Genomic DNA, 23,518 nt, shown 5'->3' on the forward strand with positions numbered 1-23,518 from the left:
CCATGCTGCCTTCCTCCCGTTCGCGCCTGCGTCCGTCTTCGCTTCGCACCCCTACTCTCATCGCTGCTGCCGTTGTCGCCGCTCTTCATGCGGGATGGGCTTGGGCGGTCGAGCCGTTCACCCTCAGCGACATCCGCGTCGAAGGTCTGCAGCGCACCGAGCCGGGAACGGTCTTCGGGTCGCTGCCCTTTCGCATCGGCGATACCTACAACGACGAGAAGGGGGCGGCCGCGTTGCGCGCATTGTTCGCGACGGGCCTGTTCTCCGATGTTCGTATCGAAGTCGACGGCAATATCGTTGTGGTACTGGTCGAGGAACGTCCGATTGTCTCGATGGTGGAGTTCGTCGGCACCAAGGAGTTCGACAAGGACGTGCTCACGAAGGCGTTGCGTGATGTCGGTATTGCCGAAGGACGCCCTTTCGACAAGGCGCTCGTCGATCGCGCCGAGCAGGAACTGAAACGGCAGTACCTGGCCAAGAGCCTTTACGGCGCCGAGGTGATCACCACCATCACCCCGCTGGAACGCAACCGCGTCAACGTCACGTTCACCGTGACAGAAGGCGGGGTTGCCAAGATCCGGGAGATACACATTGCCGGTGCCAAGGCCTTCTCTGAAAGCCGGCTCCGGAGTCTGTTCTCGCTGACCGACGGCGGTTGGCTGACCTGGTACACCAAGTCGGACCGCTACTCACGCGCCAAGCTGAACGCCGACCTCGAACAGCTGCGTTCGTTCTACTTGAATCGCGGCTACCTCGAATTTGCGGTGGAATCGACGCAGGTGGCGATCTCGCCGGACAAGCAGGACATCTCCATCACGGTGAACATCCGTGAGGGGCAGCCCTATGTGGTCACTGCCGTCGAGCTCGAAGGCGAATACCTCGACAAGGAGGCGGACTTCAAGTCGCTGGTGACGATCAAGCCGGGCGAGCCCTACCGGGCCGAGGACGTGGCCGAGACCGTTCGTGCCTTTACCGAGCGTTTCGGCGCCTTCGGGTACGCCTTCGCGCGCATCGAGCCGCGCACCGACATCAATCGTGAGACGGGCCGTGTTTCGGTGGCCTTGGTGGCAGAACCCCAGCGGCGGGTCTATGTGCGTCGCATCAACCTTTCCGGCAACGCACGTACGCGTGACGAGGTCATCCGGCGCGAGTTCCGGCAGTTCGAGTCGTCCTGGTACGACGGAGAGCGGATCCGCCTGTCGCGCGACCGGGTCGACCGGCTCGGCTACTTCAATGAGGTCAACGTCGAGACCAATGAAGTGCCCGGCACCAACGACCAGGTCGACTTGACGCTCAACGTCGTCGAGAAGCCTACCGGCAACCTGCTGCTCGGCGCGGGCTTTTCGAGCGCTGAAAAGCTGACGCTGACGGCGTCGATCAAGCAGGACAACATCTTCGGCTCGGGCAACTATCTTGGCGTCGAGTTCAATACAAGCAAGTACAACCAGAACTTCGTCATCAGCACGATCGATCCCTACTTTACGATTGACGGAATTTCGCGTTCGTTCGACCTTTACTACCGCACGACGCAGCCTTTGTCGAGCCAAGGCTCGGACTACAAGTTAGTGACCCCCGGTGTCGCCATTCGATTCGGAGTGCCTTTCACCGAATACGACACGGTGTATTTTGGTATCGGCGTGGAAAGCACCGAAATTAAAGGTGACGAAAGTGGCATGCCGTTCGCGTACTCCGAGTATCGTGACAAGTTCGGGGCGAAGAGTGTTGCTTTGCCATTGACACTGGGGTGGACCCGAGACGGCCGCGACAGCGCTTTGGTGCCGACGCGAGGCAGGTATCAGCGGTTGAACGCCGAGATGAGCTTGGCCGGAGACGCGCGCTACATCAAGACGAACTATCAATTCCAACAATATATTCCACTGAGCCAGTCATTCACTTTGGCGTTCAATGCTGAACTGGGTTGGGGGAAGGGGTTGTCAGGAAGACCGTTTCCCGTGTTCAAGAATTTCACGGGTGGAGGGTTGGGATCAGTCCGCGGATTCGAGCAGAATTCGTTCGGGGCGCTTGACAACACTACCGGTGGGCGTGTGGGTGGACACAAGCGGCTGAATCTGAATACCGAACTGTATGTTCCGTTTCCGGGCTCCGGAACCGACCGCACGCTTCGCCTGTTTGGATACTTTGACGTAGGAAACGTCTTCGACGACAAGTTCGAAAAGGTGAGCGTCGACAACCTTCGGGCCTCAACAGGCATCGGCTTCAGCTGGGTTTCACCGGTCGGCCCGTTGAAGCTCGCCTACGGCATTCCGGTGCGTGCAAAGTCCGGAGATAGAATCGAACGTCTGCAATTTCAGATTGGGACTGCCTTCTGATGAAGAAGATTTACATGAAGTCTGCGCTGTGTGCCGGCTTGCTCGCGCTGACGATGCAAGGGGCGCAGGCCCAGGAACTGAAGATCGGCTATGTGAGCAGCGATCGTGTGATGCGCGACTCGGAGCTTGCCAAGGCTGCCGAGGCACGTCTGCGCCAGGAGTTCTCCCGTCAGGAGAAGGAACTTGCCGACATGGCCGCGAAGCTCAAGACCGCTTCCGACAAGCTCGACAAGGAAGCTCCGACCCTGGCCGAATCGGAGCGTGGACGGCGCCAGCGTGATCTGGTCGACATGGACCGCGAATTCCAGCGCAAGCGCCGCGAGTACCAGGAAGACGCCAGCCGGCGGCGCAACGAGGAGTTGTCTGCGATCATCGACCGCGCCAACGGGGTGATCAAGCGCATCGCCGAGCAAGAGAAGTACGACCTGATCATCCAGGAGGCCGTCCACTGGAGCCCACGCGTCGATATCACCGACAAGGTCATCAAGGCGTTGAACGCCAACGGTGGCAAGTGAATCTTCGGCCGTGAACGATGTTGCCCTCGGCGAAATCGCGCAAGCACTTGGCGGAGAACTGATCGGCTCCGCCGCATTGCGCATCACCCGGATCGGCCCCCTGGAAGGCGCAACGCCTTCCACGCTCTGTTTCCTTTCCAACCCGCGATACACCTCACAGTTGGCGGCTTCCCAAGCCGGCTGCGTCATCGTTGCGCCGGCGTTTCGCGAGCAGGCGGTGCAGCGTGGTGCGGCCATCGTGGCCGACGACCCGTACGTCTATTTCGCCAAGCTGACGCAGTGGTGGGCGCGTCGGATGCTGCCCACCGTGCCGGCAGGCATCCACCCGTCGGCGGTGGTGGCTGCTACGGCGAGGATCGGGCAGAACGTTCGCATCGAGGCGCTCGCGGTGATCGATGACGAAGCGGAAATCGGTGACGGTGCCATCATCGGCGCGCACAGCGTGGTCGGGCGGGGCACCCGCATCGGTGCGAGGACACGACTGGCGCCCCATGTGTCGGTGCTGGACGGCTGCTCGCTCGGCGAGCGTTGCATTGTGCACTCGGGCGTCGTGATCGGCGCGGACGGCTTCGGCTTCGCTCAAGAGCAAGGCCGCTGGGTCAAGATCGAGCAGCTGGGCGGCGTGCGCATCGGCAACGATGTCGAGATCGGCGCGAACACCTGCGTCGACCGTGGCGCACTCGGCGATACCGTGATCGAGGACGGCGTCAAGCTCGACAACCTCATCCAGATCGCGCACAACGTGCACATTGGCGCGCACACCGCGATGGCGGGCTGCGTCGGCGTTTCGGGCAGCACGCGGGTTGGTGCGCATTGCACCATCGCCGGCGGGGTCGGTATCGCCGGGCACCTGACGATTGCCGACAACGTGCATGTGACCGCCATGAGCCTCGTGAGCCGTTCGCTGCTCAAGGCCGGCGTCTACAGCGGCGCGTTTCCCATCGACGACAATAAGGACTGGGAGAAGAATGCCGCGACACTGCGGCAACTCCATGCGCTGCGCGAACGAGTGCGCGCACTGGAAAAGAAGCTCAAGTGATGATGGACATCCACAAGATACTGAAGAAGCTGCCGCACCGCTATCCCATCCTGCTGGTGGACCGTGTGCTCGAACTCGAGAAGGGCAAGCGCATCCGGGCGCTGAAGAACGTCACGATCAACGAACCGTTCTTCATGGGGCACTTTCCGAACCGGCCGGTGATGCCGGGCGTGCTGATGCTCGAGGCGCTCGCGCAGGCTTCTGCGCTGCTGGCCTTCGATGCCGGCGATGCCGAACTCGATCCACGCGCGGTGTACTACTTCGTCGGCATCGACGGTGCAAGATTCAAGCGCCCGGTCGAGCCAGGCGATCAACTGGTGCTCGAGGTCTCGCTGGAACGCGCGCGTGCGGGCATCTACAAGTTCAAATGCCAGGCGCTCGTCGATGGCGAGCTGGCGGTCGAGGCCGAGTTGATGTGCACGATGCGCATCGTCGAGGACTGACCAGGGGCAGTCGATGGCTGAGGTTCACCCTACTGCAATCGTCGATCCCAAAGCCGAGCTTGCCGCTGGCGTTGCCGTCGGCCCGTATGCCGTGATCGGTGCCGGCGTGCGCATCGGCGAAGGCACGAGCGTCGGTGCACATTGCACGATTGAAGGTCCGACGACCATCGGTCGCGACAACCGCATCTTCCAGTTCGCGTCGCTCGGTTCGGCGCCGCAGGACATGAAGTACCGCGGCGAGCCGACCGAACTGCATATTGGCGATCGCAACACGATACGCGAGTTCTGCACCTTCAGCCGCGGCACCGTGCAGGACACCGGCGTGACATCGATCGGCGACGACAACTGGATCATGGCTTATGTCCATATCGCGCACGACTGCGCTGTCGGCAACCGGACCATCCTTGCGAACAACGCGACGCTTGCCGGGCACGTTCATCTGGGCGACTGGGTGTTCATCGGCGGACTGACCGGCATACATCAGTTCGTGAAGGTGGGTGCTCATGCGATGGCCGGCTTCGGCAGCCATGTGTCGCAGGACATCCCCCCGTTCATGACGGTCGCAGGCAACCCGCTGTCGGTGCATGGGCTGAATGTCGAGGGCCTGCGCCGCCGCGGCTTCTCGCGCGAGCGGATTGCGCATCTGAAGCAGATCCACCGGCTGCTCTACCGACAAGGGCTGACGCTCGAAGAGGCCAAGCAGCAGATTGCAGGCTTGCCGGGTGGCGATGCCGAGATGCGAGGCGACGTCGAGACGATGCTTGCCTTCCTCGCCCAGTCGTCGCGCGGCATCGTCCGCTGAACCTCCCGCCATGCCGACCTTTCCCCGTCTGGCCATGGTGGCCGGTGAGGCCTCGGGCGACTTGCTCGCTGGCTTGCTGATGGGCGGCCTCAAGCAGCGTTGGCCCGACGCGTCGACCTATGGCATCGGCGGGCCGCGCATGGCAGAGCATGGATTCGCCGCCTGGTGGCCGCACGAGAAGCTGGCGGTCCGGGGCTATGTGGAGGTGCTGCGGCACTACCGGGAGATCGCGGGCATCCGTTCCCAGCTGTGCGAGCGGTTGCTGTGTGACAAGCCCGATGCCTTCATCGGCGTGGACGCACCCGACTTCAACCTCGGTCTTGAGGAACGGCTGCGAGCCGCCGGCGTCCGCACGATACAGTTTGTCTGCCCGTCGATCTGGGCCTGGCGCGGCAAGCGCGTGCACAAGATCCGGCGCTCGGCCGATCACGTGCTGTGTCTGTTTCCGTTCGAGCCCGAACTCCTCGCCGGTCATGGCATCGAGGCGACGTACGTGGGGCATCCGCTGGCCGACAGCATCGCACTCGACGTACCACGTGCTGCGTCGCGCGAGGTGTTGGGCATCGATCTCGAAGCCGCGGTGGTGGCCCTGCTGCCTGGCAGTCGGCGTAGCGAGATCCAGTACAACGCTCCCAAGATCATCGCTGCGGCGGCCGAACTGCACCGTCGCCGGCCCGGTCTGAACTTCCTGCTGCCGGTCGTACCCGGCTTGCGCAGCATGCTCGAACCGCTGCTCGCCGAATATGGTGCGGGGTCACCTATCAGGCTGCTGGACGGTCGCTCGCACGAGGTGATGGCCGCAAGCGACGTGGTGGTCATCGCCAGCGGAACCGCGACGCTGGAGGCCGCCCTGTTCAAGAAGCCGATGGTCATCACTTACAGCATGCACTGGCTCAGCGCGATGATGATGCGGCGCATGGGATACCTGCCATGGGTCGGGCTGCCCAACATCCTGTGCAAGGACTTCGTCGTGCCCGAATTGCTGCAGGAAGCAGCCACGCCGACGACACTCGCGGATGCTACGCTTGCATGGCTCGACGACCCGGCTCGCTGCCAGGCGCTGGTCGGGCGCTTTACAGAACTGCACCAACGCCTGCGTTGCGACACTGCGCAAGCCGCCACCCATGCGATCGCGAAAGTCCTCCAAGCTTGAACAACTGCCGCTGAGCTGGGACGTTCCCGGCTTGCTGGCGGGGGTCGACGAGGCCGGTCGCGGACCTCTGGCGGGGCCGGTCGTGGCCGCCGCAGTGATCCTCGATGACGAGAACCGCATCGAGGGCTTGGCCGACTCCAAGCAACTGAGCGAGCGTACGCGTGAGCGTCTGTTCGACGAGATCCGTGCCAGGGCTTTGTGCTGCGCGATCGCCGAGGCGAGCGTCGAGGAGATCGATCGGCTCAACATTCTGCAGGCGACGATGCTCGCGATGAGGCGTGCGGTCGAGTCGTTGCGTCTCAAACCCGCGAAGGTGCTGGTCGACGGCAACCGCCTGCCGGTATTGAAGGTGGCAGCCGAGGCCATCGTGCAGGGCGATGCAAAGGTCCAGGCGATTTCGGCTGCGTCCATCCTCGCCAAGGTGCACCGCGACCGGCTGTGCCTGCAGCTGCACGAGCTTCACCCTCAATATGGCTTTGCCGAGCACAAGGGCTATCCGACGCCTGAGCATCTTGCAGCACTGCAGGCCCACGGCGCTTGTGCGGTGCACCGCCGCAGCTTCGCGCCGGTGCGTGCGGTGCTCCGGGTGGACTGATGTTGGTGCAGCAAGTCACATCACGAGACAACCCACTGGTTGTCAGGCTGCGCAAGCTTGTGCAGGAGGCAGCGGCCTACCGCAAGCTCGGCGAAGTCTGGCTGGAAGGCGAGCACCTGTGCTCTGCCTACCGGCAGCGCGGAGGGCAGGTGATGCTGGCGGTGGCATCGCAGGCAAGTTGGGAAGACGCGAGCGTCCGCGGGCTGTGCGCCGCGGTTGGCAAGGTCACGCTGTTGCCGGACAGCTTGTTCAAGTCGGTCAGCGGCCTGGAGTCGCCGGGGCGTGTGGGCTTTGTCGTCCCGTGGAGCGGCCCCGTGGCCCCGCAGTCCGGCATCGCGACGGTGGTGCTCGACCGCTTGCAGGACGCGGGCAACGTGGGCTCCATTTTGCGTAGCGCCGCGGCCCTGGGCATCGGTCAGGTGATCGCTCTGCGTGGAACCGCTGCGCTGTGGTCGCAGAAGGTACTGCGCGCCGGCATGGGGGCGCATTTCGGCCTGCGGCTGGTGGAGGCAGCAGGCGCCGATGCTCTGGATAGCCTTGGCCTCCCGCTCATCGGCACCAGTTCGCACACCGAAACCGAACTGCATGCGACGCGGCTGCCGTCACCATGTGCCTGGGTGCTGGGCCACGAAGGGCAGGGGGTCGATCCGGCCGTACAGCAGCGCTGCCAATGGACCGTGCGTATCCCACAGCCTGGCGGAGAAGAATCGCTGAACGTCGCGGCCGCCGCCGCCATCTGCTTCTACGAGGGCTTGCGGCAGCAACTCAATAGATGAGCCTGTCCGGGCGTATGTCGCGCAGGATGGTGGTTGCGATCTCTTCGATGGACTTGTGCGTCGACGACAACCAGGAGATGCCTTCGCGTCGCATCAACGCCTCGGCAGCGGCCACTTCATAGCGACAGTTCTCAAGGCTGGCGTACTTGCTGCCAGGCCGTCGCTCGTGCCGTATTTCGGCGAGCCGGTCCGGCGCGATCGTCAACCCGAAGCACTTCATCTTGTGCGGCACGAGCGACGACGGCAGGCAGTTGCGTTCGAAGTCCTCGGGAATCAGCGGGTAGTTCGCGGCTTTGATGCCGTGCTGCATTGCCAGATACAGCGACGTCGGCGTTTTGCCGCTGCGGCTTACGCCGACCAGAATCACGTCGGCTTCCTGCAGGTTTTTTGCCGATTGACCGTCATCGTGAGCCAACGAGAAGTTGATGGCCTCGATCCGGTTGTGATACTCCTGGCTCTTGGCGATGTCGGAAAATCGACCCACGCGGTGGTTGGACTTCATCGCGAACTCGAGCTCGAGCGGTTCGACGAAGGTCATGAACATGTCGAGCACCAGGCCCTTGCACCCGAGCTTCACGACCGACAGCACTTCTTCGTCGACGAGTGTCGTGAAGACGATCGGCTTGCGCCCTTCGACGTCCGCGGTTCGGTTGATCTCGTTGACCGCCTGATTCGCCTTTTCCACCGAGTCGATGAAAGGCATTCGGACGTGCCGAGGCTGGATGGCAAATTGTTTGAGAATCGAATTTCCAAACGTTTCGGCGGTGATGCCGGTGCCATCGGAAACGAAAAAGACGGTGCGGGTAGGCATGTCGCGGATTGTTTAGCCTTTGTTCAGCGCCCGGCCGGAAAAGCCCCGTAGAATTCTCTGGATTACCTCTCGTCCATACGCATGCGCGCCACACCACACGAACCAGAATCCACAAAGTGGGTCGGCCAGCGTGCGCCTCGGCGGCCGGAAACGGCACCGCGCGGGGACTCGGGAGCACCGGTTTCTCAACATCACGGAGCTTTCCCATGTCATCGACCGCATTGGCGACCACCCTGGTCGTACCGCTTGAAAACCTGAGGATGACCGACGTCGAGTCGGTGGGCGGCAAGAACGCCTCCCTCGGCGAGATGATCAGCCAGCTGGCCGCTTCCGGCGTGCGAGTGCCTGGCGGCTTTGCCACCACGGCGCACGCCTTCCGGGAGTTCCTGCGCCACGATGGGTTGGCGGACAGGATCAACGCGAAACTGGCGAAACTCGATACCGAAGACGTGCGTGCTCTGGCGGAAGCCGGTGCCCAGATCCGCCAATGGATGGTCGACACGCCGCTTCCTGCCACGCTGGAACTGGCGATCCGCGGTGAATTCGAGAAGCTGACGGCCGGGAACCCCGGTGCGTCGTTCGCCGTGCGGTCGTCCGCCACGGCAGAGGATCTGCCGGATGCGTCCTTCGCCGGCCAGCAGGAAACCTTTCTCAATGTCGTCGGCATCGACGATGTGTTGCACAAGATCAAGGAAGTCTTCGCGTCGCTCTACAACGACCGTGCCATCAGCTATCGCGTACACAAGGGTTTCGCTCACAGCGACGTGGCCTTGTCGGCGGGCATCCAGCGCATGGTGCGCTCCGACCTCGGGGCCGCTGGCGTGATGTTCACGATCGACACCGAATCAGGCTTCAAGGATGTGGTGTTCATCACGTCCAGCTACGGCTTGGGCGAGACGGTGGTGCAGGGCGCGGTGAACCCCGACGAGTTCTACGTCCACAAGCCGGCGCTGAAGAACGGCAAATTCCCGGTGATCCGCCGCAACCTCGGCTCCAAGCTGATCAAGATGGAATTTGCCTCTGCGGAGGAGAGGGCTTCGGCCGGCAAGCTGGTGAAGACGGTCAACACGCCGCCGGAGCTGCGCAACCGCTACTCGCTCAACGATGCCGACGTGATCGAGTTGGCGAAGTATGCGCTGATCATCGAGCAGCACTACGGGCGCCCGATGGACATCGAGTGGGGCAAGGACGGTGGCGATGGCCAGCTCTACATCCTCCAGGCGCGGCCGGAGACAGTCAAGAGCCAGTCCGACGGCGCCGTCGAACAGCGCTACAAGCTCAAGGGGCACGGCACGGTGCTGGCCGAAGGTCGCGCGATCGGGCAGAAGATCGGCACCGGCCCCGTGCGCCTGGTGCACTCGATCTCCGATATGGACCGTGTGCAGGCCGGTGACGTGCTGGTCACCGACATGACCGACCCGAACTGGGAGCCGGTGATGAAGCGTGCCAGCGCGATCGTCACCAACCGAGGCGGGCGCACCTGCCATGCGGCCATCATTGCACGCGAGCTCGGTATCCCGGCGGTGGTCGGCTGCGGCGACGCGACCGAGGTGCTGAAGGACGGGGCTCTGGTCACCGTTGCCTGCTCGGAAGGCGATACCGGCTACATCTACGACGGTTTGCTGGAAACCGAGGTGACCGAAGTGCGTCGCGGCGAGATGCCGTACTGCCCGGTCAAAATCATGATGAACGTCGGCAACCCGCAGCTCGCATTCGACTTCGCACAGATGCCCAACTCAGGCGTCGGCCTCGCGCGGCTCGAGTTCATCATCAACAACAACATTGGCGTGCACCCGAAGGCCATCCTCGACTATCCGAACGTTGACAGCGAACTGAAGAAGGCGGTCGAGTCGGTCGCTCGCGGCCATGCATCGCCGCGTGCTTTCTATGTTGACAAGCTCGCGGAAGGCGTGGCCACCATCGCGGCAGCCTTCTGGCCCAAGCCGGTGATCGTGCGGTTGTCGGATTTCAAGTCCAACGAGTACCGCAAGCTGATCGGCGGCTCGCGCTACGAGCCCGAGGAGGAGAACCCGATGCTGGGTTTCCGGGGGGCGTCGCGCTACATCAGCGGCGACTTCGCCGAAGCCTTCGCGATGGAGTGCGAGGCGATCAAACGCGTTCGCAACGACATGGGCCTCGACAACGTCGAGATCATGGTGCCTTTTGTGCGCACGCTGAAGCAGGCGGAGCGCGTGACGCAGATGCTGGCAGGCCATGGCTTGCAGCGAGGCAAGGACAACGTGCGGGTCATCATGATGTGCGAGGTGCCGAGCAACGCGATCCTGGCCGAGCAGTTCCTCGAGTACTTCGATGGCATGTCCATCGGCTCGAACGACTTGACCCAGTTGACGTTGGGACTCGACCGAGATTCGGGCCTCGAACTGCTCGCACGGGATTTCGACGAGCGCGACCCCGCTGTCAAGGCGATGATTTCGCGTGCGATCGCCGCGTGTCGTGCCGTCGGCAAGTATGTCGGCATCTGCGGGCAGGGCCCCAGCGATCACCCCGATTTCGCCGATTGGCTGGCCCAGGAAGGCATCGTCTCGATCTCGCTGAACCCGGATACGGTCGTCGACACCTGGCAGCGGCTGGCCGAACGCAAGTAGTTTCGCTTTTTCTTCCTTCCTGCAAATGGCTCCCACGGGAGCCATTTGCATTTGTGGCTCTAGGGTAAGTCCTGATCGGGCTTTCCTTCCGCGGAGCGGTTCTGTCAGAAAGGCGTAAGGCCCCCGCCAAGAATGGCTTGCAAGGTTCACGTAAAGAAAGGTTTCTAATGCTGCTGCTGGCCTCGGCGGTCAAATTGATCGCGGAGATCGCCTTGCTGGCGTTCTTGGGGCAATGGGTGCTCGGTCTCATCGCCGGTCGTCATCGTGAGACCAACCTGTTTTATCAGCTGCTGAGCATCCTGACCCGTCCTTTCGTGAAAGCGGCGCGATTCATCACGCCCAAGGTGGTGATCGACGCGCATGTCCCGTTGGTGGCGTTCCTCCTGCTTTCAATTGCGTGGGTGGCGGCGACGCTGACGGTCATCAGCATCTGTATCGAGATCGGAGTGCAGGCATGTCGATGAACACCGCGACGAGTTCGCGTCGCAGCCTTCGATACCGGCTTCTCAGGTGGCGGGCGATCCTGTGGCTCGTGGTCGGGCGCAATGCCCGGGCGCGGGCGCTGTTCGATCGCATGCTCGACGAATATCCGGGCGATGCCTATGGGTTGTCGAGCAGGGGCCACCTGCTGGCAAGCTCCGGGAGGCGCGACGCGGCCCTGGCCGATTACCGAGAACTGACCAGTCGGCATCCACAGCACAGCGCCGCAGCCTGGTTCAACCAAGCCTTCCTGCTCGATGAGGCCGGCCGCTATGACGAGGCGGAGCAGTGCTTCCGCCGGGCGGTCGAACTCGATCCGAAGCTTGATCGTGCATGGTACGGCCTGGGTCTGGTGCTTATCCGTGCGCACCGCTTTGACGAAGCCGTTGCGGCCCTGAAACGCAACACCGAACTGCAGCCCATGAGTCCGTACGCCTGGTACCAACTGGCGCGGGTCCATGTGGATCGTCACGAGCCCGAAGAGGCGACGAAGATCATTCGCCATCTCAAGGGTTTCGAGCCCAAGGTCGCAGCTCAGCTCGAGCGCGAAACGGGCTTGGCCGTGTGACGTGGCGGCTGGCTGCACCGGCGACGGTGCGGCGGCCGCCCAGCGACAGCCCGGCTGCAGGTTTGCAAAGGAGACGCAAGCGGGCTGTTTTCGTGCTTCGGGTTCACCGCCCGGGGTGTGCATCAGAGGAGACCACTGCCATGCAGTTGACGAGCAAGCATGAGGAGTACTGGCGAAAGAACTTGAGGATCACCGGCATCTTGCTGGCCCTGTGGTTCTTCGTCACCTTCGTGATCGGCTATTTCGCACGGGATCTGAATTTCAGCTTCTTCGGCTGGCCATTCAGCTTTTGGGTCGGCGCGCAAGGTGCGCTGATCGTCTATGTCGTGATCATCTGGTTCTATGCACGGTACATGAACCGGCTGGATCAGGAACACGGCGTTGCCGAGGAGGAATGAGCATGGCTGGATTCTCACCCGCCGCAAGCGGCACATCGGGGGCAGCGGCCAATGCCGCGTTCAAGAAGCAGCTCAACAAGGTGTACGGCTGGTACACCGGCGGCTTCGTCATCTTCGTGGTCGTCCTCGCCATCCTCGAGCAGATGGGGCTGCCGCGGAACTGGATCGGTTTCATCTTCCTGCTCGCGACCGTGGCCCTGTATGCCGGCATCGGCATCATGAGTCGCACCAGCGACGCCGCCGAGTACTACGTGGCAGGCCGCCGGGTGCCGGCGATCTACAACGGCATGGCGACCGGTGCCGACTGGATGTCGGCGGCCTCCTTCATCGGCATGGCCGGCACGCTCTACCTCACCGGCTACAACGGCCTGGCCTTCATCATGGGCTGGACCGGCGGCTACTGCCTGGTCGCGCTGTTCCTCGCGCCCTTCCTTCGCAAGTTCGGGCAGTTCACGATTCCTGACTTCCTGGGGGCACGGTACGGCGGCAATCTGGCCCGCTTCATCGGCATCTGTGCGGCGATCCTGTGCTCCTTCACCTACGTGGTGGCGCAGATCTACGGGGTGGGCATCATCACTGCACGCTTGTCCGGCCTGGCATTCGAGATCGGCATCTTTGTCGGTCTGGGCGGCATTCTGGTGTGTTCCTTCCTCGGCGGCATGCGTGCCGTCACCTGGACGCAGGTCGCCCAGTACATCATCCTGATCATTGCCTACCTCCTCCCGGTGGTCTGGCTGTCGGTCAAGCAGACCAGCGTGCCGGTGCCGCAGGCCATCTACGGCTACCAGCTCGAGAAGGTATCTGCGGCGGAGAAGCGGCTGCGTGAGGACCCGAAGGAACTCGAAGTCATCGAGCTGTTCAAGCAGCAGGCCGCCGCGGCCGACGCCAAGCTGAAGGACGTGCCGGCCGCGATGGCGGCCGACAAGGCTGCTGCCGAGCAGAAGCTGGCCGACCTGAAGGCACAGAACGCCGCCCTGGCAGACATTCAAGCGGCGGAAAAGGCACTTGCCGGCTTGCCGCAGACGGAAGCTGACGCCCGCAAGGCCTATACCGCGGCGAAGACGGGGGCCGAAGGACGTGCCAAGCCGCTGGCCGGCATGCCGGCCCATGCACAGATCTTCGCAGGAGACCCGAACGGAGACGCGGCAGCGCAAAAAGCGTTCGACACGTCGCGGCGGAACTTCCTGGCGCTGATCTTCTGTCTGATGGTCGGTACTGCGGCCCTGCCACACATCTTGATGCGCTACTACACGACGCCATCGGTGAAGCAGGCCCGCGAGTCGGTGTTCTGGTCGTTGTTCTTCATCTTCTTGCTGTATTTCACCGCGCCTGCGCTGGCCGTGCTCGTCAAGTACGAGATCTTCACGGCGCTGGTCGGTACGCCGTTCGACAGATTGCCTGACTGGATCGCTGCCTGGAACAAGGTCGACCCGGCGCTGCTGTCGGTGACCGACATCAACAAGGACGGCATCTTCCAGCTCGGCGAGATGAAGATCGGTGGCGACATCATCGTGCTGGCGACGCCCGCGATCGGCGGCCTGCCGTACGTGGTTTCGGGCATGGTCGCTGCGGGCGGCCTGGCGGCTGCGTTGTCGACTGCCGACGGCCTGCTGCTGACGATCGCCAATGCGCTGTCGCACGACCTGTACTACAAGATGATCGACCCGAACGCACCCACCTCCCGCCGCGTCATGATCTCCAAGATCCTGCTGCTGGTGGTGGCCCTGTGCGCTGCATACGTGGCAGCGCAGAAGCCGGCGGACATCCTGTTCTTGGTCTCTGCGGCGTTCTCGTTTGCTGCGGCAGCGTTCTTCCCGGCGCTCGTGCTCGGCATCTTCTGGAAACGGGCTTCGAGCATCGGCGCGGTGTTGGGCATGGTCAGCGGCCTGGGCATCACCTTCTACTACATGGCGACGACCCAGCCCTGGCTGCGCAGCATCTTCGGCGTCACCTCGCCGGTCGAACTGTGGTTCGACATCCAGCCGATTTCGGCCGGCGTCTTCGGCGTGCCGCTGGGCTTCGCGGTCATCGTGCTGGTGAGCCTGGTGACCCCGGCACCGAAGAAGGACGTTCAGGAGCTGGTCGAACACGTCCGCTATCCGAACCTCAAGTCGGCCTGACACCGACGCGCGCACCCCTGGCCGCCCGAGTTTGAAGGCGGCTCCTGAGGCCCGCTCCACCCGGAGCGGGCTTTTTTGCTTCCGATGCGCTATACTTTCGGGCTTTCCTTGCCGCACCCGGTATTGCTTGTGCCTTGTCGTTCCCCTGAAGGGAGGACGGGTCTGCCAAGCGATGCGACGCCCCGGGGCGGCTTCATGCGCGGCGATTTCTCGTCGCGTGAACCCACAAGGAGTGTCGATGCGTCACTATGAAATCATTTTGCTGATCCATCCGGATCAAAGCGAGCAGGTCAACGCCATGGTCGAGCGCTACAAGGGCGCCGTGACCGCGGCCGGTGGCAAGGTCCACCGCGTGGAAGACTGGGGCCGCCGTCAGCTGGCCTACATGATCCAGAAGCTTGCAAAAGCCCATTACATCTGCATCAACATCGAATGCAGCAAGGAAACGCTGGAAGAGCTCGAGACCGGCTTCCGCTTCAACGACGCCGTGCTGCGCCATCTGACGGTGCAGAAGAGCAAGGCCGAAACCACTCCGTCCGTCATGATGAAGATGGTGGAGAAGGAAGAAGCCAAGAAGGCGCAACAGGAAACTACGGCTTAAAGGTGTTCGCGGCCGTTCGCCTGCACGACCTCGCTGAATGAACCGCCTGGTTCTGACCGCGGCGATCGTCGAACGCAGTGCGATGCGCTACACGCCCGCCGGCCTTGCGGCCCTGGACCTGCGCCTGGCGCACGAGTCGATGGCTGCGGAAGCCGGGCACCAACGACAGGTTCGCATGGAACTGAGGTCGGTGGTGATCGGGCCGATGGCGGAGCAACTGAACCGTGTGGAACTGGGCGTCGCCCGGGATTTCGCCGGTTTCCTCGCTTCGCAGCGCAACGGCCGAGGTGTGGTGTTTCACATCACCGAGCTGCCCTAGAACGTTCGTTTTGTATTCGGATCGATAGACATTTAAGGAGGTCATCATGCCCCCGCCCCGTGGTAAGTTTTCCAAGGACCGTAAAGGCAAGCGCAACCAGCAATCGCTGCTGTTCAAGCGCAAGCGCTTCTGCCGCTTCACCGTCGCCGGTGTTGAAGAGATCGACTACAAGGATGTCGACACGCTGCGTGACTTCGTCGGCGAGAACGGCAAGATCATCCCGGCCCGCCTGACCGGCACCCGTGCGATCTACCAGCGCCAGCTGTCCACCGCGATCAAGCGTGCCCGCTTCCTCGCCATGCTGCCGTACAGCGACCAGCACAAGGTCTGAGGAGCCAGAACATGCAAGTGATCCTGCTCGAAAAAGTGGCCAACCTCGGCAACCTCGGTGATGTCGTCAAGGTCAAGGACGGCTACGCGCGCAACTACCTGATCCCGACTGGCCATGCCCGTCGCGCGACGGAAGCCGCCATCAAGCAGTTCGAAGCCAAGCGCGCCGAACTCGAGAAGGCCGCCGCCGACAAGCTGGGCGCTGCCCAAGCGCAAGGCGAGAAGCTGGCTGGCAAGACGGTCCAGATCGCGCAGAAGGCCGGTGTCGACGGCCGCCTGTTCGGCTCTGTGACCAACTTCGACATCGCTCAAGGCCTGGCCAAGCTGGGCTTCGAAGTGGCCAAGTCGCAGGTGCGGCTGCCCAACGGTCCGGTGAAGACCGTCGGCGAGCACCCGGTGTCGGTGGCACTGCACACCGACGTCGTCGTCGACATCACCGTCAACGTGGTGGCCGAAGCCGACTGAAGCCGGCAGCGGCGTTGTTCCGCGATGAAGGCCGGTCGAAAGACCGGCCTTTTGTCTTTTTTCATGGCGTCGGAGTTGTCCTCCGCCGTCCCCTGGCTGTCCAGCGGTTTTCCACAGACTTGTCCCTTGCCTTGGGCGGGGGGCCGCCCTAATCTTCGTCGCTTATGTCTGCCATTCTGAGCGGTTCAGAGTTTTCCGGGGCCCCACGGCGGGTCGACGACGAAGTTGCACGCCTGCGCGTGCCGCCGCACTCGATCGAGGCTGAGCAGAGCGTGCTCGGTGGCCTGCTGCTCGACAATGGCGCCTGGGACCGTGCCGGCGATCTGCTCACAGACAGCGACTTCTATCGGTTCGAGCACCGCATGATCTACGCGGCGATCGGCAACCTGATCAACGCGACCAAGCCTGCCGACGTGATCACTGTCTACGAACAGCTGCAGAGCCTCGGCAAGGCGGACGAATGCGGCGGGCTGCAGTACCTGAACGCGCTCGCCCAAAGCGTGCCGAGCGCCGCCAACCTGCGCCGCTACGCCGAGATCGTCCGAGAGCGCGCCGTGCTGCGCAAACTGGTCGCCGCCAGCGACGAGATCGCGACGGCCGCCTTCAACCCTCAGGGGCGGCCGGTCTCGCAGATCCTCGACGAGGCCGAGGGCAAGATCTTCAAGATCGGCGAGGAAGGCTCGCGCTCCAAGCAGGGCTTTCACTCGATGGACTCGCTGGTGGTCGACCTGCTCGACCGCGTGCAGGAGCTGGCCGAGAACGGCGCGGAAGACGTGACCGGCGTTCGCACCGGCTTCTTCGACCTGGACCGCATGACGGCGGGGCTGCAGCCGGGCGACCTGATCGTCCTCGCTGCCCGCCCGTCGATGGGCAAGACGGCCTTTGCGCTCAACATCGGTGAGCATGTCGCGGTGAGCGAAGGCTTGCCGGTGGTGGTGTTCTCGATGGAAATGGGGGCTTCACAGCTCGCGCTGCGTGTGGTCGGCTCCCTAGGCCGCATCGACCAACAGCACCTGCGCACCGGTGCATTGCGCGACGACGAATGGTCGCGCCTTTCCGAGGCGGTCGAGAAGCTGCGCAATGCCAGCATTTTCATCGACGAGACCCCCGGCCTGTCACCGAGCGAGCTGCGCGCCCGCGCGCGACGGCAGGCGCGGCAATGCGGGCAGCTGGGCCTGATCATCGTCGACTATCTGCAGCTGATGAGCGGCAGCGGCGGGGCCAGCGAAGAAAACCGGGCCACCGTGATCGGCGAGATCTCGCGCGGCCTCAAAGCGCTGGCCAAGGAGCTGCGCTGCCCGGTGATCGCGCTGTCGCAGCTGAACCGCAGTGTCGAAACCCGCACCGACAAGCGTCCGATGATGAGTGACCTGCGCGAATCCGGCGCCATCGAGCAGGACGCGGACGTCATCATGTTCATCTACCGCGACGAGTACTACACCAAGGAAGCCTGCAAGGAGCCCGGGGTGTCGGAGATCATCATCGGCAAGCAGCGTAACGGCCCTGTCGGGACGGTGAAGCTCGCCTTCCTGAAGCCGTTGACGAAGTTCGAGAACCTGGCGCCGGGCAGCTTCGGCGGCGACGAATACTGAGCGTTGCGATCGCTCCCGGACAAGAAAAAAGCGGCTCCCTCGGAGCCGCTTTCTTTTCGGCCGACGTGGCCTTGCTCAGAGCACCTCGCTGGCGAAGTCCGCCAGCCGCGAGCGTTCGCCGCGCGCGAGGGTGACGTGGCCGCTGTGCGGCCAACCCTTGAAACGGTCTACCGCGTAGGTAAGGCCCGAGCTGCCCTCGGTGAGGTAGGGCGTGTCGATCTGAGCCAAATTGCCCAGGCAGACGATCTTGGTGCCGGGCCCGGCGCGGGTGATCAGCGTCTTCATCTGCTTGGGCGTCAGGTTCTGCGCCTCGTCGATGATCACGAACTTGTTCAGAAAGGTGCGGCCGCGCATGAAGTTCAGGCTTTTGATCTTGATCTTCGAGCGCACCAGTTCGTTGGTGGCCGCACGTCCCCATTCGCCGGCACCGGAGTCCGAGCGTGCCAGCACTTCGAGGTTGTCATCGAGCGCGCCCATCCAGGGCGACATCTTTTCCTCCTCGGTACCGGGCAGATAGCCGATGTCCTCACCGACCGGCACCGTGACGCGCGTCACGATGATCTCGGTGTAGCGCCGCTCGTCGAGCACCTGGCTCAGGCCGGAGGCCAGTGTCATCAGCGTCTTGCCGGTGCCGGCCGTGCCTGTCAGAGTCACGAAATCGCACTCAGGATCCATCAGCAGGTTCAGCGCGAAGTTTTGCTCGCGGTTGCGACCCACCACGCCCCAGACCGCGTTCTTCTGGTGGGTGTATTCCTTCACCGTGCGCAGTACGGCGGTCTTGCCGGTGATCTCGGTGACCTTGGCATACAACGGCGCAACGCCTGGCGCTTCAAGGTAGACGAACTGGTTGACGAGCAATGCCGGCACCAGCGGTCCGCTGATGCGGTAGAAGGTCAGGCCGCCTTGCTGCCAGCTTTCCATGGTCTTGCCGTGCCGCTCCCAGAAGTCCCCAGGCAACGCAAGCACGCCGGTATAGAGCAGGTCGACGTCGTCGAGCGTCTTGTCGTTGTAGTAGTCCTCTGCAGGCAGCCCGAGCGCACGCGCCTTGATGCGCATGTTGATGTCCTTGGACACCAGCGCGACATCGCGCTCAGGATGCTGCGCGCGCAAGGCCTGCACCACGCCGAGTATCTGGTTGTCGGCCTTGCCCTGTGGCAGCCCTTCCGGCAATTCGATCTTCAGCAACTGCGTCTGGAAGAACAGGCTGCCAGCGGCTTCGCGATGGCCGGTCTTGGCCAGCGGGATGCCGTCCGGCATCGCTCGCGGGCTGTCGGCGACGAGCGCGTCCAGCTCGCGGCTGACCTGCCGGGCATTGCGGGCCACTTCCGACATGCCGCGCTTGTGGCTGTCGAGCTCCTCCAGCGTGATCATCGGCAGATAGATGTCGTGCTCGTCGAAGCGGAACAGCGACATCGGGTCGTGCATCAGCACATTGGTGTCCAGCACGAACAGGCGTTTCGGCCCGGCCGGCGTGGAACGTCTGGGAGTCACTGCCTTGTTCGGTGCAGGGCGTGCCGGGACCGCGGTGACCGTCTTCGCCTGAGGCTTGGCGGTCGCGGGAGCTGGTTTGTCTTGGGGGTCGAACAGATCGAGCACGGCCGGCGAAGCAGGCTCGGCCTTGGAGGAGCGTTTCGCCGGCCGGGGGGCAGCTTGCGCGTCGATGTCGGCGAGGGAAAGGACGGTGGCTTTCTTGGCGGGTGGCTTCGGCAGTGGCATTGCGGGGCGACGTGGCTAACGTCAGGCTGCGAAAACAAAAAGCCGCACAGCAAGCTGTGCGGCTTCGCGGTTTATGCAGGAGTCCAACTCAACGGCATGGACCCATTATGCACAAGTCAGATGGCTGATCAACGATGGTGTCGGCGGGGACCGCGACAGCGGTTGCCTGCGCGGTATCAGGCCGACTTCTTGAGTGCCTTGACGGCCTTCAGCACGTCGTCGACATGGCCTGCGACCTTGATGCCACGCCATTCGTGGCGCAGGACTCCATCACTGTCGACCACAAACGTGCTGCGCTCGATCCCCTTGACCTTCTTGCCGTACATGATCTTGTTCTTGACCACGCCGAACATGTGACACATCTTTTCTTCCGTGTCGGCGATCAGGTCGAACGGCAGTTCCAGGCTTTGCTTGAACTTGTCGTGCGAGGCCATGTTGTCGCGCGAAACGCCAAATACCACCGCACCGGCCTTCAAGAAGTCCTTGTGCTTGTCGCGGAATTGCATCGCCTCGGTGGTGCAGCCTGGGGTATTGTCTTTGGGGTAGAAGTACAGGACGACGGTTTGCCCCGCAAAACCCTGCGGGGTGTACTTCACACCGCCGGTCGCGAGCGCTTCAAATTCCGGGAGGGGTTTATTGAGAGCTGGCGTCATGTAGATTTTGGAAGTGGTGCGCCCGGTAGGCGTAGCCCCTCATTATACGGGCACCTGTCAATTCCCCCGACGTGCGGGCCCTTTGCAGGCCTGCCAGAAACGCCAGTTGCGCGGGCGTTTCAACTTGCGATCAGCAGTGCCGCCACCACGGTGCGGCCTTCCGACACGAGGATGTTGTAGGTACGGCACGCCGCGCCTGTGTCCATCGTCTCGACACCGATGCCCCGCTCGATGAGCGGGCGCAACGCTTCCGGGCTTGCGAAGCGCAGTCGCGCGCCGCTGCCGAACAGCACGACTTCGGGTTCCAGCCGTGCCACCTGCTCGAAGTGCTCTGCGCGGAGGTCCTCGATCCGCTTGCAGGACCAATCGACCACGTCGCCCTTGGATGGCACGACCACGCTGGCGTGGTGCACCCGCCCGTTGATCGTCACGCCGCCCGGGCCGTGGGCGCCTATGACGTTGGCTGAATCGATGCGGTCGGGCTGAAGTTTCACGTCGAGATTGCAACTGGGGTGAAGTACTGCGGCCGGACACGCGTGTCCATTTCGGGCCGGTGACGAGCGAAGCGTGTGGTTAAATTATAGGTTTTGCACTGCAGCAAACCTGTAAATCCTTGCTGCCACCGATTTTTCCGTCTGCGGAGGTTCTTTTGAAACCCGTCTCCAAATCCGCCAAGCTGGCCAATGTCTGCTACGACATCCGGGGGCCGGTGCTGGAGAAGGCTCGCCAGATGGAAGAAGAGGGCCAGAAGATCATCAAGCTGAACATCGGCAATCTGGCCGTGTTCGGCCTGGAGCCGCCCGACGAGATCGTGCAGGACATGATCCGTAACGTGCCGCATACGGCCGGCTATACCGATTCGAAGGGTCTCTTCGCGCCACGCAAGGCGGTGGTGCACTACACGCAGGAGAAGAACGTGCGTGGCGTGACGGTCGACGACGTGTTCCTCGGCAACGGGGCGTCGGAGTTGATCGGCATGTCGATGAACGCGCTGCTCAACGACGGTGACGAGGTGCTGATCCCGGCGCCGGACTATCCGCTGTACACGGCGGTGGTGGCGCTGTCGGGCGGCAAGCCGGTGCACTACATGTGCGACGAGCAGGCAGACTGGATGCCGGACGTTGCCGACATCAAGAGCAAGCTCACGTCCAACACGAAGGCCATCGTCGTCATCAATCCGAACAACCCGACCGGCGCGCTGTACCCCGATACGCTGCTGCTCGAACTGGTCGAGATCGCTCGTGAGCACCAGCTGATCGTGTTCGCCGATGAGATCTACGACAAGACGCTGTACGACGGCCACACGCATACCAGCATCGCTTCGCTGGCCGACGACGTGCTGTGCGTCACGTTCAACGGCCTGTCGAAGAACTACCGTTCCTGCGGCTATCGCGCCGGCTGGATGGTGGTGTCGGGCGAAAAGAAGCATGCGCGCGACTACATCGAGGGCCTGAACATGCTGGCTTCGATGCGCCTGTGTGCGAACACGCCGGGGCAGTTGGCGATCCAGACGGCGCTCGGGGGCTACCAGAGCATCAAGGACCTGGTGGCGCCGGGCGGCCGACTGTGCCGCCAACGTGATCTGGCGCACCAGTTGCTGACCGACATCCCAGGCGTCAGCTGCGTCAAGCCGAAGGCCGCGTTGTACATGTTCCCGCGGCTCGACCCGAAGCTGTATCCGATCGAGGACGACCAGCAGTTCGCCTACGAGCTGCTGGCCGAGGAGAAGGTACTGATCGTGCAGGGCACCGGCTTCAACTGGCCGCAGCCCGACCACTTCCGGCTGGTGTTCCTGCCGAACTCGGACGACCTCACGGAGGCCGTTGGCCGCATCGCACGTTTCCTCGAGCACTACCGCAAACGTCATTCCTACTGAATCACTGATCGAGTTCCTATGAATCCCATCCGCATCGGGTTGCTGGGCGCCGGCGTCGTCGCCAGCGGTGTCGTGAACGTCCTCAGCCGGAATCAGGCCGAAATCAAGCGCCGTGCCGGGCGTGGCATCGAGGTCGCGCGCATTGCCGCGCGTAATGCCGAGAAGGCGCGCGCCTCGCTCGGCTCGGACATCGAACTCACCACCGATTTCGATGCACTCGTGACCGACCCGGCCATCGACATCGTCGTCGAGCTGATCGGCGGCACCACCCGCGCCAAGGAACTCGTGCTGAAAGCCATCGGGGCAGGCAAGCATGTCGTGACTGCCAACAAGGCGTTGCTGGCCGTGCACGGCACCGAGATCTTTGCCGCGGCCAGCGCAAAGGGCGTGATGGTCGCGTTCGAAGCGGCGGTGGCCGGTGGTGTGCCGATCATCAAGGCGCTGCGCGAGGGGCTGACGGCCAACCGCATCCAGTGGATCGCCGGCATCATCAACGGCACGACGAACTTCATCTTGAGCGAAATGCGCTCCAAGGGCCTGGACTTCGACACGGTCCTGAAGGAGGCCCAGCGTCTCGGCTATGCCGAAGCTGACCCGACCTTCGACATCGAAGGGGTCGATGCGGCGCACAAGGCAACCATCATGAGCGCGATCGCGTTCGGCATCCCGGTCCAGTTCGACAAGGCCTATGTCGAGGGCATTACGAAGCTGCAGGCGGCCGACATCACCTATGCCGAACAACTCGGCTACCGCATCAAGCTGCTGGGCATCACCAAGTGGCGTGAGCAAGGCATCGAGCTGCGCGTGCACCCGACGCTGGTGCCGGAGAAGCGGCTGGTGGCCAACGTCGAGGGGGCGATGAACGCGGTCGTGGTGCACGGCGATGCGGTGGGCTCGACCCTGTACTACGGCAAGGGCGCGGGCTCCGAGCCAACCGCCTCGGCGGTGGTGGCGGACCTCGTGGACGTGACGCGCTTGCACACGGCCGACCCGGATCACCGCGTGCCGCACCTGGCGTTCCAGCCGGACGCGCTCGACAACACGCCGATCCTGTCGATCGACCGGGTCGTCACTTCGTTCTATCTGCGCCTGCGCGTCGCCGACCAGACCGGTGTGCTGGCACGCATCACCGGCATCCTGGCCGAGCACGACATCTCGATCGACGCAGTGCTGCAGCGGGAAGCCGGCGACAACGAGAATCAGACGGACCTGATCATCCTGACGCACGACACCGAAGAAGGCCGCATGAACCGCGCGATGGCGCAGATGCAGGCGCTGACCACCGTGCTGCAGCCGATCGTGCGCATCCGCAAGGAAGAACTGAACTGAA

Annotated in this window: 24 protein-coding genes; 20 read left to right on the forward strand and 4 right to left on the reverse strand. The window is 63.2% G+C overall.

The window, feature by feature from the left end; translation table 11 throughout:
* The first annotated feature begins 2 nt into the window (after nt 1-2).
* The 8 genes from bamA to M8A51_RS16055 are packed head-to-tail and all read left to right on the forward strand — an operon-like array spanning nt 3 to nt 7,653.
* Nucleotides 3-2,330, forward strand: coding sequence for an outer membrane protein assembly factor BamA (bamA, locus tag M8A51_RS16020; protein ID WP_251779481.1), 2,328 nt, complete (start codon nt 3-5; stop codon nt 2,328-2,330).
* Nucleotides 2,331-2,344: 14 nt separating this feature from the next.
* Nucleotides 2,345-2,845 carry an OmpH family outer membrane protein gene (locus M8A51_RS16025; protein ID WP_251779482.1) on the forward strand — a complete coding sequence of 167 codons (501 nt, stop codon included), beginning with the start codon at nt 2,345-2,347 and terminating at the stop codon, nt 2,843-2,845.
* A gap of 10 nt (nt 2,846-2,855) precedes the next feature.
* Nucleotides 2,856-3,884 carry a UDP-3-O-(3-hydroxymyristoyl)glucosamine N-acyltransferase gene (gene lpxD, locus M8A51_RS16030; RefSeq protein WP_251779483.1) on the forward strand — a complete coding sequence of 343 codons (1,029 nt, stop codon included), beginning with the start codon at nt 2,856-2,858 and terminating at the stop codon, nt 3,882-3,884.
* A complete protein-coding gene (fabZ, locus tag M8A51_RS16035) occupies nt 3,884-4,327 on the forward strand; it encodes a 3-hydroxyacyl-ACP dehydratase FabZ (protein ID WP_251779484.1) in 444 nt (147 codons plus the stop codon). Before lpxD ends, fabZ begins: the two co-directional genes overlap by 1 nt.
* Nucleotides 4,328-4,340: 13 nt before the next feature.
* A complete protein-coding gene (gene lpxA, locus M8A51_RS16040) occupies nt 4,341-5,129 on the forward strand; it encodes an acyl-ACP--UDP-N-acetylglucosamine O-acyltransferase (RefSeq protein ID WP_251779486.1) in 789 nt (262 codons plus the stop codon).
* 10 nt (nt 5,130-5,139) lie between these two features.
* Entirely contained in the window at nt 5,140-6,282 is a 1,143-nt protein-coding gene (gene lpxB / locus M8A51_RS16045; protein ID WP_251779487.1) for a lipid-A-disaccharide synthase, read from the forward strand.
* Nucleotides 6,254-6,877 (forward strand): ribonuclease HII, encoded by a 624-nt coding sequence (gene rnhB / locus M8A51_RS16050; RefSeq protein ID WP_251779488.1) that lies wholly within the window; start codon nt 6,254-6,256, stop codon nt 6,875-6,877. Before lpxB ends, rnhB begins: the two co-directional genes overlap by 29 nt.
* Nucleotides 6,877-7,653 carry a TrmH family RNA methyltransferase gene (locus M8A51_RS16055; RefSeq protein ID WP_251779489.1) on the forward strand — a complete coding sequence of 259 codons (777 nt, stop codon included), beginning with the start codon at nt 6,877-6,879 and terminating at the stop codon, nt 7,651-7,653. The genes rnhB and M8A51_RS16055 overlap by 1 nt, the downstream gene beginning before the upstream one ends.
* On the opposite strand, the gene ppsR is transcribed toward M8A51_RS16055, so the two are convergent.
* A complete protein-coding gene (gene ppsR, locus M8A51_RS16060; RefSeq protein WP_251779491.1) occupies nt 7,643-8,464 on the reverse strand; it encodes a posphoenolpyruvate synthetase regulatory kinase/phosphorylase PpsR in 822 nt (273 codons plus the stop codon). The genes M8A51_RS16055 and ppsR overlap by 11 nt on opposite strands.
* A gap of 206 nt (nt 8,465-8,670) precedes the next feature.
* Here ppsR and ppsA point away from each other — a divergent pair, with 206 nt between their 5' ends.
* The 10 genes from ppsA to dnaB all read left to right on the forward strand — a co-directional run bounded on the left by ppsA (nt 8,671) and on the right by dnaB (nt 17,943).
* Complete coding sequence (ppsA, locus tag M8A51_RS16065; RefSeq protein ID WP_251779492.1) at nt 8,671-11,070, forward strand: phosphoenolpyruvate synthase; 2,400 nt, start codon at nt 8,671-8,673, stop codon at nt 11,068-11,070.
* A gap of 167 nt (nt 11,071-11,237) precedes the next feature.
* A complete protein-coding gene (locus M8A51_RS16070; RefSeq protein WP_251779494.1) occupies nt 11,238-11,534 on the forward strand; it encodes a hypothetical protein in 297 nt (98 codons plus the stop codon).
* Nucleotides 11,525-12,118, forward strand: coding sequence for a tetratricopeptide repeat protein (locus M8A51_RS16075; protein ID WP_251779496.1), 594 nt, complete (start codon nt 11,525-11,527; stop codon nt 12,116-12,118). The genes M8A51_RS16070 and M8A51_RS16075 overlap by 10 nt, the downstream gene beginning before the upstream one ends.
* 140 nt (nt 12,119-12,258) lie before the next feature.
* Nucleotides 12,259-12,516, forward strand: a complete 258-nt coding sequence (locus tag M8A51_RS16080) for a DUF4212 domain-containing protein (RefSeq protein WP_251779498.1) — start codon at nt 12,259-12,261, stop codon at nt 12,514-12,516.
* A gap of 2 nt (nt 12,517-12,518) precedes the next feature.
* Complete coding sequence (locus tag M8A51_RS16085) at nt 12,519-14,636, forward strand: sodium:solute symporter family protein (RefSeq protein ID WP_251779500.1); 2,118 nt, start codon at nt 12,519-12,521, stop codon at nt 14,634-14,636.
* A 238-nt stretch (nt 14,637-14,874) separates the two neighbouring features.
* The gene (rpsF, locus tag M8A51_RS16090) at nt 14,875-15,237 is read left to right on the forward strand and encodes a 30S ribosomal protein S6 (RefSeq protein WP_251779501.1); all 363 of its coding nucleotides are present in this window, start codon (nt 14,875-14,877) and stop codon (nt 15,235-15,237) included.
* Nucleotides 15,238-15,274: 37 nt separating this feature from the next.
* Nucleotides 15,275-15,556 carry a primosomal replication protein N gene (priB, locus tag M8A51_RS16095; RefSeq protein ID WP_251779502.1) on the forward strand — a complete coding sequence of 94 codons (282 nt, stop codon included), beginning with the start codon at nt 15,275-15,277 and terminating at the stop codon, nt 15,554-15,556.
* 46 nt (nt 15,557-15,602) lie between these two features.
* Entirely contained in the window at nt 15,603-15,887 is a 285-nt protein-coding gene (gene rpsR / locus M8A51_RS16100; RefSeq protein ID WP_251779503.1) for a 30S ribosomal protein S18, read from the forward strand.
* 11 nt (nt 15,888-15,898) lie between these two features.
* Nucleotides 15,899-16,351, forward strand: coding sequence for a 50S ribosomal protein L9 (rplI, locus tag M8A51_RS16105; RefSeq protein WP_251779505.1), 453 nt, complete (start codon nt 15,899-15,901; stop codon nt 16,349-16,351).
* A gap of 164 nt (nt 16,352-16,515) precedes the next feature.
* The gene (gene dnaB / locus M8A51_RS16110; protein WP_251779506.1) at nt 16,516-17,943 is read left to right on the forward strand and encodes a replicative DNA helicase; all 1,428 of its coding nucleotides are present in this window, start codon (nt 16,516-16,518) and stop codon (nt 17,941-17,943) included.
* 75 nt (nt 17,944-18,018) lie between these two features.
* Here dnaB and M8A51_RS16115 read toward each other — a convergent pair whose 3' ends face one another.
* The 3 genes from M8A51_RS16115 to M8A51_RS16125 all read right to left on the reverse strand — a co-directional run bounded on the left by M8A51_RS16115 (nt 18,019) and on the right by M8A51_RS16125 (nt 20,806).
* Entirely contained in the window at nt 18,019-19,659 is a 1,641-nt protein-coding gene (locus tag M8A51_RS16115) for a PhoH family protein (RefSeq protein WP_251779507.1), read from the reverse strand.
* A gap of 176 nt (nt 19,660-19,835) precedes the next feature.
* Nucleotides 19,836-20,312 carry a peroxiredoxin gene (locus tag M8A51_RS16120; RefSeq protein ID WP_251779509.1) on the reverse strand — a complete coding sequence of 159 codons (477 nt, stop codon included), beginning with the start codon at nt 20,310-20,312 and terminating at the stop codon, nt 19,836-19,838.
* A 119-nt stretch (nt 20,313-20,431) separates the two neighbouring features.
* On the reverse strand, nt 20,432-20,806 hold the full coding sequence (locus M8A51_RS16125) for an Mth938-like domain-containing protein (RefSeq protein ID WP_251779511.1): 375 nt from the start codon (nt 20,804-20,806) through the stop codon (nt 20,432-20,434).
* Nucleotides 20,807-20,961: 155 nt separating this feature from the next.
* Here M8A51_RS16125 and M8A51_RS16130 point away from each other — a divergent pair, with 155 nt between their 5' ends.
* Both M8A51_RS16130 and M8A51_RS16135 read left to right on the forward strand, forming a co-directional pair.
* Complete coding sequence (locus tag M8A51_RS16130; protein WP_251779512.1) at nt 20,962-22,188, forward strand: pyridoxal phosphate-dependent aminotransferase; 1,227 nt, start codon at nt 20,962-20,964, stop codon at nt 22,186-22,188.
* 18 nt (nt 22,189-22,206) lie between these two features.
* A complete protein-coding gene (locus M8A51_RS16135; protein ID WP_251779513.1) occupies nt 22,207-23,517 on the forward strand; it encodes a homoserine dehydrogenase in 1,311 nt (436 codons plus the stop codon).
* Nucleotide 23,518: the final 1 nt, after the last annotated feature.

Source organism: Caldimonas mangrovi (assembly GCF_023721835.1).
In the GTDB taxonomy this organism is placed as follows: Bacteria; Pseudomonadota; Gammaproteobacteria; order Burkholderiales; family Burkholderiaceae_C; genus Caldimonas; species Caldimonas mangrovi.